The following is a 12,865-nucleotide window of genomic DNA, read 5'->3' on the forward strand; positions in this document are numbered from 1 at the left end:
GGAGCGGACGGTCGCCGTGACCCTCGCTAGCGTGGCCTGATGCTCGAGAACTACCGGGTGGTCGAGTTGGGGGTCTGGGTGGCCGGGCCGTCCGCGGGCGGGATCCTCGCCGACTGGGGAGCCGACGTGATCAAGGTCGAGCCGCCCGAGGGTGATCCGATGCGGCGGGTGTTCCAGCTCATCGCCGGACACGGCCGGACCGAGTCCCCACCGTTCGACCTCGACAACCGGGGCAAGCGCAGCGTGGTGCTCGATCTCAAGCACGAGGCCGACCGTCAGCGGCTGCACGCGCTGGTGAGGACGGCGGACGTGTTCCTCACCAACCTGCGGGCCGGCGCGCTGGAGCGCTTGGGCTTCGGCCCCGATGCGCTGCTGGCCGAGAACCCCCATCTGGTCTACGCCCTGGTGACCGGCTACGGCCTCGAGGGGCCCGATGCCACCCGGCCGGGCTACGACGTCGGGGGCTTCTGGGCTCGCACGGGCATCGCCGCCACCCTGGCGGCGGGCGACACCCCGCCACCGAACATCCGCGGCGGGTTCGGCGATCACGTGACGGGGCTGGCGACCCTGTCGGGCATCCTCGGCGCGCTCTTGGAGCGAGAGCGCACGGGCAAGGGGCAGCTGGTGGAGACCTCGTTGCTCCGTACGGGCGTGTACTGCCTGGGGTGGGATCTGGGGATCCAGCTGCGGTTCGGCAAGCTGGCGGGGCCGGTGGCGAGGACCGAGGAGATGAACCCGCTGGTGAACTGCTACCGCGCCGGTGACGGCCGCTGGTTCTGGTTGCTCGGGGTGGAGAGCCAGCGGCACTTCCCCAACCTGTGCCGCAGCATCGGCCGCGAGGACCTGATCGACGACGAGCGCTTCGCCGACGGCCGGGCCCGCCGGCACCACGCCGTCGAGCTGATCGCCATCCTCGACGAGGCCTTCGCCGCCTCGTCCCGCGACGAGATCGCCGCCGCCTTCGACGCCCACGGCGTGTGGTGGGCGCCGGTGCTGACCCCCGAAGAGGTGGTCGAGGACCCGCAGGCCATCGCCGCGGGGGCCTTCGTCGAGGTGCCCGAGGGCGGGGGTGCACCTGCCCACCGAGCGGTGGCCTCACCGGTGACGTTTCACGGTGGGGGCGTGCCACCGGTCGGGCCGGTGCCCGGCCTCGGCGAGCACACGGCGCAGGTCATCGGCTCGAGAGGTGGTGGTGAGGGCGTCGAGACCTAGAACCCGGGTGGTCGCTTCTCCCGGAGGGCCTGCACCCCTTCGCGGAACCCCTCCTCGGTCATCATCTCCTCCAGCAGCCGCCGGGCTTCCTCGACGGCCGAGCCGACGTCGCGGTGCTGGTCGACCCACACCTGCCTGCGGGTCTCGGCCAGGGAGCGGGGTGAGATGTGGTGCGCGAGCTCGTGCGCGTACTCGTAGGTTCTCGGTAGCAGCTCGGCTCCGGGCCACACCCGGTTCACCAGCCCCATCTCCAGCGCTTCCTCGGCCCGCACGACGCGGCTCGACAACAGCAGGTCGAGAGCCCGGCCGGCGCCGATGAGGCGGGGAAGCACCCAGGACAACCCGTACTCGGCCGGCAAGTGGAGCCGCCCGTGGGAGGTGGTCAGCTTCACGCCTGCCGCCGCGAAGCGCAGGTCACAGAAGCACGCGAGCACCAGCCCGACGCCGGCGGCCGGGCCGTTGAGGGCCGCGATCACCGGCTTGGTCAACCCGAAGTGGAACGCGAAGTCCCGGTCGAAGGACGGGTGGACCCCGAATCCCGGGGTGGCCAGCTCGGAGGTCGTGCCGGGGTCGTAGCCGCCCTTGGCGACATGGCCGTCGAGGGCGGCGGCATCCGCACCGGCGCAGAAGCCCCGCCCTTCACCGGTCACGACCACCACCCGCACCTCGGGGTCCGCTTCGGCCTGAGCGAGCAGCCACCGGTACTCGGTGTGCATCCGGCCGGTCCACGCGTTGAGCCGGTGGGGCCGGGCCAGGGTGATGGTGGCGATCCGGTCCTCCACCTGGTAGCGGGTGGCCTTCAGCTCCATCGGTCGTTCCCGGCCGCTGAGCGGCCGTCAGTCGCGGAAGTCGGCGAGCGCGGCGAGCACCGGCTCGGCCAGCTCGGGGCGGCAGATGAGAAGGTCGGGGAGGTACGGGTCCTCGTTGTTGTACACCAGCGGTGAGCCGTCGATGCGGGAGCAGTGGCACCCCGCGGCGGCGGCCACCGCCACCGGGGCGCAGGAGTCCCACTCGTACTGCCCGCCGGAGTGCACGTAGACGTCGACCTCTCCCCGGATCACGGCCATCGCCTTCGCCCCGGCCGATCCCATCTCGACCAGCGTGGCGCCGAGGCGATCGGCGAGGAACGTGGCGGCCTTCGGGGGCCGGGTGCGGCTCACCACCAGCCGGACGGGGCCGCCGGAGGGGGGCGCGAGCGTGGCCGGCGGGTCGGTCCCGAGCACCACGTCCAGGGCCGGCAGCGCCACGGCGCCGGCCACCGGTGCGCCGTCGATGGTGAGGGCCACGTGGACGGCCCAGTCGGTGCGGGGCGGCTCGCCGAACTCGCGGGTGCCGTCGAGGGGGTCGATGATCCACACTCGGGAGGCGTGGATCCGAGCCGGATCGTCCTTGGACTCCTCCGACAGCACCGCGTCGCCGGGCACCGCCTCGGCCAGCCCGGCCAGCAGCAGCTCGTTCGACTGGTGGTCACCGGCCTTCCGCAGCACGGCGGGGTCGCCGCCGGGCTCATGGGACCTCCGCAGCTCGAGCAGGAGCGCGCCCGCCCGCCCGGCCAGCTCGGCGGCCAGCGCGTGATCGGCAGGGGTCGGTGCTCCGGGAGTTCGCGCCACCAAATGTTTACCTATCTGGTCGGGATTTCACGGGACTGCCCTCGTACCCTACGCTGGAGCGCCTCATGGACTACGAACTGAGCCACCTCCGCATGCTCGAAGCGGAGTCGATCCACATCATGCGGGAGGTCGCCGCGGAGTTCGAGCGTCCCGTGCTGCTCTTCTCAGGCGGCAAGGACTCCGTCGTCATGCTGCACGTGGCCCTCAAGGCGTTCTGGCCGTGCAAGCTCCCCTTCCCGGTGATGCACGTCGACACGGGCCACAACTTCCCGGAGGTCATCGAGTACCGCGACCGCACCGTGGAGCGGTTCGGTGTCCGGTTGGTGGTGGCGAGCGTCGAGGAGTCGATCCGCCAGGGCCGGGTGGTCGACGAGACGGGCCCTCGAGCCAGTCGGAACCGTCTGCAGACGACCACCTTGCTCGACGCCATCGAGGAACACCGCTTCGACGCGGTCTTCGGTGGTGGTCGGCGAGATGAGGAGAAGGCGCGGGCGAAGGAACGGGTGTACTCCTTCCGCGACGAGTTCGGGCAGTGGGACCCGAAGAACCAACGACCGGAGCTGTGGGCGCTCTACAACGGCCGCCACAAGCCCGGTGAGCACATCCGGGTGTTCCCACTCTCGAACTGGACCGAGCTCGACATCTGGCAGTACATCGCGGAGGAGAACATCGAGCTGCCGTCGATCTACTACGCGCACCGGCGGCAGGTCTTCCGTCGCGACGGCATGCTCCTCGCGGTGAGCCCGTTCGTCACCCTGATGGACGGCGAGGAGCCGTTCGAGGCGTTGGTGCGGTACCGCACGGTCGGCGACGCGAGCTGCACCGGCGCAGTTGAGTCGAGCGCGGCCGACGTGCACGCGGTGATCGCCGAGGTGGCGTCCACCCGCATCACCGAGCGTGGGGCCACGAGAGCGGACGACAAGACCAGCGAAGCGGCCATGGAAGACCGCAAGAAGGAGGGCTACTTCTGATGGCCGAGCTGCTCCGCTTCGCCACCGCCGGCTCCGTCGACGACGGCAAGAGCACCCTGATCGGTCGCCTGCTCTACGACTCGAAGGCCATCTTCGAGGATCAGCTCGAAGCGGTCGAGCGGACGAGCCGCGACCGCGGTGACGAGTACACCAACCTGGCGCTGCTCACCGACGGCTTGCGAGCCGAGCGGGAGCAGGGCATCACCATCGACGTCGCCTACCGCTACTTCGCCACGCCCAGGCGGAAGTTCATCATCGCCGACACCCCGGGGCACATCCAGTACACCCGCAACATGGTGACCGGATGCTCCACGGCGGATCTCACCCTGGTGCTGATCGACGCTCGCAACGGCATCGTCGAGCAGTCCCGGCGGCACGCGTTCCTGGCATCGCTGCTGCGGGTGCCGCACCTCGTGGTGTGCGTCAACAAGATGGACCTGGTCGATTACGACCAAGGGGTGTTCGAGCAGATCAAGGACGAGTTCAAAGCGTTCGCCACCAAGCTCGACATCACCGACCTCACGTTCATCCCGATCTCTGCGCTGCAGGGCGACAACGTGGTGCACCGCTCGGCGAACATGCCCTGGTACGAGGGCACCTCCCTGCTCCACCATCTCGAGGACGTGTTCATCGCGTCCGACCGGAACCTCATCGACGCCCGGTTCCCGGTGCAGTACGTCCTGCGCCCGATGAGTGACCAGTTCCACGACTACCGTGGCTACGCCGGCACCGTCGCTGGCGGGGTGCTGAAGGTGGGCGACGAGGTGCTCGTGCTCCCGTCCGGCTTCACCAGCCGGATCCGCTCCATCGATACCTACGACGGGCCTCTGGAGGAGGCGTTCGCGCCGATGTCGGTCTCGGTCACCCTCACCGACGACATCGACATCTCTCGGGGCGACATGCTCTGCCGGCCTCACAACCAACCCACGGTGGGTCAGGACATCGACGCCATGATCTGCTGGATGGCTGACCAGAGCCAGCTCACCCCGGGCGCGAAGTACGCCATCAAGCACACCACCCGTTCGGCACGTGCCCTGGTGAAGGACCTGCACTACCGCCTCGACGTCAACACCCTGCATCGTGACCACGACGCCCGAGCCCTGGCCCTCAACGAGATCGGGAGGGTGAGCCTGCGTACCACGGTGCCGCTGTTCTTCGACGACTACCGGCGTAACCGCACCACCGGCAGCTTCATCCTCATCGACGAGGCCACGAACAACACCGTGGGCGCCGGCATGATCCTCGGTCCCACCCAGTGAGCGGACCCGACGCCCGCACGAGCCCCAACGTCGTCTGGCACGAGAGCGCCATCCCCCGGGCGGAGCGTTGGGCGGCCGCTGGCGTGGCAGGCATCACCGTGTGGTTCACGGGCCTGTCCGGCTCGGGCAAGTCCACGATCGCGGTCGAGGTCGAGCGGCTGGTGCTCCAACGAGGTCGGCCCGCATACCTCCTCGACGGCGACAACCTCCGGCACGGCCTGAACGGCGACCTCGGCTTCTCGGCCGCCGATCGTGACGAGAACGTTCGCCGGGCCTCCGAGGTGGCGCGCCTGTTCGCCGATGCGGGGGTGGTGGCGCTGGTACCGCTCATCAGCCCCTACCGCGTCGGTCGGGACCGTGCCCGTGCCATCCACGACGCGGCCGGGCTGCCGTTCATCGAGGTGTTCGTCAACACCCCGATCGAGGAGTGCGAGCGTCGGGACCCGAAGGGCCTCTACGTCAAGGCTCGGGCGGGCGAGATCACGGGGTTCACCGGTATCGACGACCCGTACGAACCGCCGCGGTCACCCGAGCTCGAGCTCACGCCCGCCGACGGCAGCCCCACCGAGCAGGCAGAACGTGTCGTCTCGCTGCTCACGGCGCGAGGCGTACTGCCCTAGCACGGCTCGCGACCGGCCTCGCTGATCGAGGTCGGTCACGCCGCGGCGAGTGGTGTGCCGTACGGGTCGTCGGCTTCGTGGTAGCAGCGTTCGTGGTAGTGCTCGACTCGATCCCATCGGCCCTTGACGTAGACGTTGCAGATCACCTGCAGCTGCCTGGTCTTGGCCTGGAACTTCACGGGCTTCCCGCAGTAGGCGCACTCCGCGAAGCTGCCTGCTTCGATCACCCGCAGGACGGCTCGACTCTTGAACCGCCTGCTGGTCACGGTCGCAGTCGTTGCCATGCCATTCCATCGGCGGAGGGATCACACGAGCTGAGCGTGAAGGGCCGAACGGCCCAGTGCCGGATCAGCGCGAGCCGCCGCGCCCGAGCTCGATAGCCCGTTGCACGAGCTGGCGCAGCTCGGTTTCGTCGGCGCCAGCCGCGGCGAGCCGTTCGATGCGGGCCTCGACGTCGGCCGCGATCCGCTCGTCGACGCTGCCCGGCGGTCGATCGTGCGGCGCGGGTCGTGAGCTGAAGGACCCCGGCGGCGCTACCGACGTCACCAGGATCAATCCCAGCGCGGCGGCGGCCGTGATCAGACCGAACGTGATGGCCACCCCGTTGTTGTCAGCCACCGAGCCCACGATCATGCCCGCGATCCCCGTGATGAACACGACGATCACCAACCGGCGGATGAGGCGGGGGGACATCGGTGCGTCAGCTGCGGACGAGGGGCTTGTACTTGATGCGGTGTGGCTGGTCGGCTTCCGCTCCGAGCTGCTTGCGACGCCAAGCCTCGTACTCGCTGAAATTGCCTTCGAACCAGCGGACCTGCGAATCGCCCTCGAACGCCAGAATGTGCGTGGCCACCCGGTCGAGGAACCAACGGTCGTGGCTGATCACCACCGCACAGCCCGCGAACGCCTCGAGACCTTCCTCCAGCGCTCGCAACGTGTCGACGTCGAGATCGTTGGTCGGCTCGTCGAGCAGCAGCACGTTGCCACCGCTCTTGAGGACCTTGGCCAGGTGGACGCGGTTGCGTTCTCCTCCCGAGAGCACCCCGACCTTCTTCTGCTGGTCGGAGCCTTTGAAGTTGAACGACGCCACGTACGCCCGGCCGTTCATCTCGCGGTTGCCCAGCCGGACGATGTCGGCGCCGTCGGTGATCTCCTCGTAGACGGTGCGGTCGGGATCGAGTGCATCGCGTGACTGGTCGACGTAGGCCAGCTCCACGGTCGGTCCCACTCGCAGCTCACCGCCGTCGGGCTGCTCGGCGCCGGTGATCATGCGGAACAGCGTCGTCTTCCCGGCGCCGTTCGGACCGATCACGCCGACGATGCCCGCCCTGGGGAGCGAGAAGCTGAGGTCCTCGATGAGCAGGCGGTCCCCGTAGCCCTTGCGGAGGTGGTCAGCCTCGATCACCACGTCGCCGAGCCGGTGGCCTGAAGGAATGAAGATCTCGAGGGTGTCCGGTCCCCGATCAGCGGCCTGCGAGTCGGCGAGGAGCTGCTCGTAGGCGTTGAGGCGTGCTCGCCCCTTCGCCTGCCTCGCCTTGGGGGCCATTCGCACCCATTCGAGTTCGCGCTCGAGGGTGCGGATCCGCTTGGAGTCGGCCTTCTCCTCGCGCCGGAGCCGCTCTTCCTTCTGCTCGAGCCATGAGCTGTAGTTCCCTTGGAAGGGGATGCCCCGGCCGCGGTCGAGCTCGAGGATCCAGCCCGCGACGTTGTCGAGGAAGTAGCGGTCGTGGGTGATGGCCACCACCGTGCCGTGATAGTCGCGCAGGAATCGCTCCAACCAGGCCACCGACTCGGCGTCGAGATGGTTGGTGGGCTCATCGAGCAGGAGCAGGTCCGGGCGCGACAGGAGTAACCGGCAGAGTGCCACTCGGCGACGTTCCCCGCCCGACAACGTCGTGACGTCCGCGTCCGGAGGTGGGAGGCGGAGCGCGTCCATGGCGATGTCGATGGTGCGTTTCAGGTCCCACGCGCCGGCCGCCTCGATCTTGCGCTCCAGCTCGGCCTGCTCCTCACCGAGCTGCTCGAAGTCCGCGTCAGGATCGCTCCAGCGGGCGAGCACCTGGTCGTAGCGTTCGAGGAGGGTGGCCGTCTCCCCGAGCCCGTCCATCACGTTGCCGAGGACGTCCTTGTCGGGATCGAGGTGTGGCTCCTGCTCGAGCAGACCGACGGTGAATCCGGGCGTCAGACGGGCTTCACCGGTGAAGCCGTCGTCGTGGCCGGCCATGATTCGCAGGAGTGATGACTTACCCGAACCGTTGGGACCGATCACCCCGATCTTGGCCCCCGGGTAGAACGACAAGCTGATGTCCTTGAGGACCTCGCGGTCGGGCGGATAGAAGCGGCTCACCTTGTGCATCGTGAAGATGAACTGCGCGTTCATGCGGCCGAGGTTACCGATCCCTTCGTGGGCGACGGAAAGGCGTGGCGAGAACGGGAGCAGCCCCGCCGCGGTCGGCGGGGCTGCGTCGTCGAGGTCTCCGACCGGAGCGGAGCAGGACTAGCGGCGGCGGGCCGGAGCCTTCTTGGCTGTGCGCTTGGCGGTGGCCTTCTTGGCCGGAGCCTTCTTCGTGGCCTTCTTGGCGGTGGCCTTCTTGGCTGTGCGCTTGGCGGTGGCCTTCTTGGTGGTCCGCTTGGCAGTGGTCTTGCGCGCCGCCGCCTTCTTGGCCGGAGCCTTCTTCGTGGCTTTGCGCGCAGGAGCCTTCTTCGCGGCCCGCTTCGCGGTGGTCTTCTTGGCTGCTCGCTTGCTCGCAGCTTTCTTTGCTGGTGTCACCTGCGCCTCCTCGGCGTGTTGGTCTGCTGTGAAAGTTGTAGCAAGGAACGATGCGCCTGTGTTGGTTTTCGTCGTTCCGCCTTCGGTCTCACGTGCCCTCGCGCGAGCGATCCATGACTCATGGGTTTCCTCACTCGTCTCTTCGCGACGAGGTTCACCCGCGCGATCGCGCGTCGCGACGAGTGCGAGATCGACACCCCGCAACGCCGCGTCGATGGTGTGCACGGCAAAGGTGCGCGTCTCGCCGATCTGGAGCACATCGCGAGCCGATCGTGGTGGCGGGTCCCCCATGAGACGGAGCGGCACGTAGCAGGTGACGCCCTCGGTCTCCACGTACGCGCCGTGAGAGGAGAACCGTGTGACCGTTGCATCGAGCACCGAGCCGACCGGATGCCGTGCGACGAACTCGATGAACGGCAACACGGGGTTGATCGCCTCGGATGGCTTGGACCGCTTCTTGCGGTTGCGTTTGGCGGCCTTCTCCTCGTCCTTCTCCGCGACCTTCGCCGTCTCGGTCCCCTTGGAGGGCTTGGTGGCCCGCCCGTCCTTCTTCCCCTCCCGCTCCTGCTGGTCGCGGGCCTTCCCCTTGGCCTTGCCAGCCTTGTCCTTGGCTCCCTTCACGGCTCGCCTGCTGGCGGGTCCCCGGACGGGCGTGCGCAGCAGGAAGACCCAGCCGACACCAGGGACGGGTTTGCCGCCGACCAGCCGGCCCTCGTCGAAGAGCCACTCGTGTTGGCCGTGGAACTCCTGGAATGAGTCGTTGGAGAGGATGGTGGCGTCCGCCTTGTCCGCGATCTGGAGGATGAACGCGTCACCCCGCCCGATCGCCCCGGCGGGAGCGGTGATGAGCTCCCCGGATGACACCGCGTCGTCGAACGCGGCGCGCTCGGACGGGTCGATACGGTGCCCGAAGGTCGCGTCGACCACTACGGTGACGATGTCGGAGGGATGCTCGGCCATGAAGGCCCGCACCGCCTCGTCCAGCTGGCGGAGGCTGGGGGTCGAACGGCCTTCGGTCGCGATGTTGGAGCCGTCGACCACCACATGCGGTCGGATCATCGATTCGTGTGTTCCCGGGTCGTGGTCCTGCCCACGGGCAGGCGTGATGAGGTGGATTGGCTGGCCCCATCGCGAACCGACGCGCGTCGCACCCGGTGGGCCGAGCGGTCCGGATCGCCAACGGCGGCCATGTCGAGCCCGCGGGCATCGACCATCGCAGCCTACGCTCCTCGACGTGGAAGGTACGAATGCGCGCGCCGAAGGCGAAGTCGTCGAGCTGCTCCAGCAGCTCATTCGCAATGCCTGTGTCAACGACGGCAGGGTCGAGTCCGGACATGAGGAGCGCAGCGTGCGCACCTTGACCGACTACCTGGAAGGACCCGGTCTGCACCTGGAGCGTTTCGAGTCCGCGCCGGGCCGGCAGAGCCTGGTGGCCCGCATCGAAGGCACGAGACCGGACGCGCCGACGCTGCTCCTCATGGGGCACACCGACGTGGTGCCGGTTCACGAGGAAGGTTGGCGGGAGGACCCCTTCGGTGGCGAGCTGATCGACGGTGAGGTGTGGGGCCGTGGTGCGGTGGACATGCTCAACCTCACGGCGTCGATGGCGGTGGCCCTGAAGCAGCTGGCACGCGAGGGCTTTCGTCCGGAGGGGACACTCGTGTACCTGGCGGTCGCCGACGAGGAAGCCCATGGCACCTACGGCGCCGGCGATCTCGTCGCGAACCACTACGACGCCGTGCGGGCTGACTACGTCATCACCGAGTCCGGAGGCATCCCGATCCCCAGCCCCGCGGGATTGAAGCTGCCGATCATCGTGGGGGAGAAGGGGCTGTACTGGTGCCGGCTACGCATCAGCGGGACTCCAGGCCATGGCTCGCAGCCCTACCGTACCGACAACGCGTTGGTGAAGGCCGCCCAGGTGGTGCAGCGCCTGCACGAGTTCCGCCCGGAGACGCGCATTCACGACGTGTGGCGCCGGTTCATCGAGAGCATGGGCTACCCGGACGAGATCACCGAGCCCTTGCTCTCGTCGGACGGGTTCGAGTCGCTGATGGAGTCGCTGCCCGTGGGCATGGCTCGCCAGTTCCACGCGTGCACGCACCTGACCATCGCGCCCACCGTCGTGCAGGGTGGCGACAAGATCAACACCATCCCTCACACGGTCGAGCTCGATGTGGATGTGCGTACCCTCCCCGGCCAGACGATCGAGGAGGCTCGGGCCGCTCTGGTCGAGGCGCTGGGCGAGCTCGCCTCCTCGGTGGAGCTCATCACCCTCCAAGCCATCGAGTCGACGTCCTCGCAGATCGACACGCCATTGTGGGATTCGCTCTCACGGGTGACCCAGCAGTGGTATCCGGGTAGCGAGACCGTTCCCTACCTCACGGTCGGGTCCACCGATGCCAAGTACTTCCGGGGCAAGGGTGTGACGAGCTACGGGTTCGGACTGTTCAGCCGGAAGATGACCTTCGAGGATTACGGCTCGATGTTCCACGGGGACAACGAGCGGGTCGATGTGGAGTCGTTGTCGTTGTCGACCGCGCTCTGGACCCAGGTGGCCCGGGACCTGCTCGGCTGATCGACCGTGATCCGCGCCGTGCTCTTCGACTTCGGCGGGGTGATCCTCTCGTCGCCGTTCGAGGCCTTCGCCCGGTACGAAGCCGAGCACGGGCTTCCGGACGGCTTCATCCGGCGGGTGAACGCGACCAACCCCGACACCAATGCCTGGGCGCAGCTCGAGCGCCGCGAGATCACCGTCGAGGAGTTCTGTGCGCGGTTCGAGGCTGAGGCCGCGGACGCCGGGCACCGCCTGGACGCTCGAGAGGTCCTGGCCTTGCTCGGCGGGGAGCTGCGCCCCGAGATGGTGGAGGCGGTTCGCCGGTGTTCGGAGCATCTGCTCACCGGGTTGCTCACCAACAACTTCGTCACCGTCGATGGTCACGTCGACCGCGAGAGCGAGATGGGCGCGGTGCTCGCCTTGTTCGACGTGGTGATCGAGTCGAGCAAGGTGGGCGTTCGCAAGCCGGACCCCCGGTTCTACGAGCTGGCCTGCCGTGAGCTCGGCATCGAGCCGGGCGAGGCCGTCTTCCTTGACGACCTCGGGGTGAACCTGAAGCCCGCTCGCGAGATGGGTATGACCACGATCAAGGTGGTCGACCCGCGCCGGGCCCTCGCCCAGCTCGAAGCTGTAGTGGGCTTCGCCCTCCGCTGATCACCGCCCCTCTTCGCGAACTGGCATGCCAAACGCGTGCTCTGGCACGCGTTTCCGCTGCCGGTTCGCGCCTCTTCGCGAACTGGCATGTCAAACGCGTGTCAGGGCACGCAGATCAGCTGCCGGTTCGTGGCCAGGCCGATGCCCGCGCCCGGCGCACTCTCTCGACCACCTCCTGCGGGCGGTGCCACAGCTCGAACTCGGTGATGCGGACCACGAGCCAGCCCGCGGCCTCGAGCGCGGCCTGCCGGGCCGCGTCGGCTCGACGGTCGCTGATGCTCGTGTGGTGCAGGTCGCTGTCGATCTCGACGATCACCCGTGCCTCGTGGTCCACGAAGTCGACTCTGCCCAGCCAGTCCGCGCCGCCGAGATCCACCTGGCGCTCCATCGGCGCTTGGCCATCCTCTCGGAGGAGCTTCTCGAACCGTGCCTCGAGCGCGCTGTCCGGCGGCTGGTAGTCGGGACCCCGTTCCGCCAGCAGCGCGCGCATGATCCGAATTCCCGGACGACCACGACGGCTGAGATCCCGGAGCGTGCGGTCGAGCAGCCGACCGGTGACCAGGCGGTGAGACCACGCGTGGTCGATCAGGCGTTCCAGACGTCCTGGCGAGACGTGTGGGGCGAGGTCGAACAGCGTGCGGGCCGGGGTGGTGATCCGCAAACCATCGAGGATGGCCACGTGTTCATCGGGGAGGGAGCGGGTGTGATGAACGACCCCCAGCCGCGACGGCGGATAGGTGCCATCACGAAGTCGCAACACCTGGATCGGCTCGACCCGGTAGCCGGGAAGACCCCAGTGCGCTGCGGCCGTCTGGTGTGAGAGCGCGGCGGTACCGCCACACTCGAGCAGGACCGCCCACTGACGTAGCTCGGTCGTCATCGGCACGCCCCCCAGGCAGAGCACCCGCGGTGCCACCCGGTGCAAGCGTCCGGTGCGGACCCGATGGTCGAGCGCCGATCGGCTCGCGCCGAGGGCCTGAGCCTGGTCGGTAGTGAACAAGCAGTGCTGGCGCGCCGCCAGCGAGCGGAGATCCTCGTCGAGTGACATCTCCACCTCCATGTCGTCTCGCCTTGCGAAGCGGCGAACTGGCAGAGGTTCTGCGTGCCAGGGCACGCGTTTGACCGGCCGGTTCGCGAGGGGGTGGCGAACTGGCAGGGGTTCTGCGTGCCAGGGCACGCGTTTGACCGGCCGGTTCGCGAGGGGGTGGCGAA

General features: G+C 68.5%; 13 protein-coding genes. 6 read left to right on the forward strand and 7 right to left on the reverse strand.

The annotated features are described in order from the left end of the window. Positions 1–39 precede the first annotated feature (39 nt). On the forward strand, positions 40–1,212 hold the full coding sequence (locus V7004_RS12650; protein WP_334144398.1) for a CaiB/BaiF CoA transferase family protein: 1,173 nt from the start codon (positions 40–42) through the stop codon (positions 1,210–1,212). On the opposite strand, the gene V7004_RS12655 is transcribed toward V7004_RS12650, so the two are convergent. Both V7004_RS12655 and V7004_RS12660 read right to left on the reverse strand, forming a co-directional pair. Further along, complete coding sequence (locus V7004_RS12655; RefSeq protein ID WP_334144399.1) at positions 1,209–2,021, reverse strand: enoyl-CoA hydratase-related protein; 813 nt, start codon at positions 2,019–2,021, stop codon at positions 1,209–1,211. The two genes, V7004_RS12650 and V7004_RS12655, sit on opposite strands and share 4 nt — an antisense overlap. A 27-nt stretch (positions 2,022–2,048) precedes the next feature. Further along, positions 2,049–2,822 (reverse strand): 3'(2'),5'-bisphosphate nucleotidase CysQ, encoded by a 774-nt coding sequence (locus V7004_RS12660; protein WP_334144400.1) that lies wholly within the window; start codon positions 2,820–2,822, stop codon positions 2,049–2,051. Between the two features lie 65 nt (positions 2,823–2,887). On the opposite strand from V7004_RS12660, the gene cysD reads away from it, so the two are divergent. Genes cysD through cysC form a run of 3 tightly spaced genes read left to right on the forward strand, consistent with a single transcriptional unit; the run spans position 2,888 to position 5,672 of the window. Next, entirely contained in the window at positions 2,888–3,793 is a 906-nt protein-coding gene (gene cysD / locus V7004_RS12665; RefSeq protein ID WP_334144402.1) for a sulfate adenylyltransferase subunit CysD, read from the forward strand. Further along, positions 3,793–5,052, forward strand: a complete 1,260-nt coding sequence (cysN, locus tag V7004_RS12670) for a sulfate adenylyltransferase subunit CysN (RefSeq protein ID WP_334144403.1) — start codon at positions 3,793–3,795, stop codon at positions 5,050–5,052. Before cysD ends, cysN begins: the two co-directional genes overlap by 1 nt. Then, positions 5,049–5,672, forward strand: coding sequence for an adenylyl-sulfate kinase (gene cysC, locus V7004_RS12675; protein ID WP_334144404.1), 624 nt, complete (start codon positions 5,049–5,051; stop codon positions 5,670–5,672). The genes cysN and cysC overlap by 4 nt, the downstream gene beginning before the upstream one ends. Positions 5,673–5,707: 35 nt before the next feature. Here cysC and V7004_RS12680 read toward each other — a convergent pair whose 3' ends face one another. The 4 genes from V7004_RS12680 to V7004_RS12695 all read right to left on the reverse strand — a co-directional run bounded on the left by V7004_RS12680 (position 5,708) and on the right by V7004_RS12695 (position 9,501). Continuing rightward, complete coding sequence (locus tag V7004_RS12680; protein ID WP_334144405.1) at positions 5,708–5,956, reverse strand: hypothetical protein; 249 nt, start codon at positions 5,954–5,956, stop codon at positions 5,708–5,710. 64 nt (positions 5,957–6,020) lie between these two features. Beyond that, positions 6,021–6,365, reverse strand: a complete 345-nt coding sequence (locus V7004_RS12685) for a hypothetical protein (RefSeq protein ID WP_334144407.1) — start codon at positions 6,363–6,365, stop codon at positions 6,021–6,023. Between the two features lie 7 nt (positions 6,366–6,372). Continuing rightward, positions 6,373–8,052, reverse strand: a complete 1,680-nt coding sequence (ettA, locus tag V7004_RS12690) for an energy-dependent translational throttle protein EttA (protein WP_334144409.1) — start codon at positions 8,050–8,052, stop codon at positions 6,373–6,375. Between the two features lie 117 nt (positions 8,053–8,169). Then, entirely contained in the window at positions 8,170–9,501 is a 1,332-nt protein-coding gene (locus V7004_RS12695; protein ID WP_334144410.1) for an NYN domain-containing protein, read from the reverse strand. A gap of 175 nt (positions 9,502–9,676) precedes the next feature. Between V7004_RS12695 and V7004_RS12700 the strand changes: the two genes are divergently transcribed. Together V7004_RS12700 and V7004_RS12705 are read left to right on the forward strand one after the other, a co-directional pair. Then, positions 9,677–11,020 carry a M20/M25/M40 family metallo-hydrolase gene (locus V7004_RS12700; RefSeq protein WP_334144412.1) on the forward strand — a complete coding sequence of 448 codons (1,344 nt, stop codon included), beginning with the start codon at positions 9,677–9,679 and terminating at the stop codon, positions 11,018–11,020. 6 nt (positions 11,021–11,026) lie between these two features. Then, positions 11,027–11,653 carry an HAD-IA family hydrolase gene (locus tag V7004_RS12705; RefSeq protein ID WP_334144414.1) on the forward strand — a complete coding sequence of 209 codons (627 nt, stop codon included), beginning with the start codon at positions 11,027–11,029 and terminating at the stop codon, positions 11,651–11,653. 115 nt (positions 11,654–11,768) lie between these two features. Here the strand turns inward: V7004_RS12705 and V7004_RS12710 are convergent, their stop codons facing one another. Then, a complete protein-coding gene (locus V7004_RS12710; protein ID WP_334144415.1) occupies positions 11,769–12,713 on the reverse strand; it encodes a type IV toxin-antitoxin system AbiEi family antitoxin domain-containing protein in 945 nt (314 codons plus the stop codon). Between the last annotated feature and the right edge of the window lie 152 nt (positions 12,714–12,865).

The sequence above is a fragment of the Rhabdothermincola sp. genome (assembly GCF_036846205.1).
Lineage (GTDB): Bacteria > Actinomycetota > Acidimicrobiia > Acidimicrobiales > Acidimicrobilacustridaceae > Rhabdothermincola.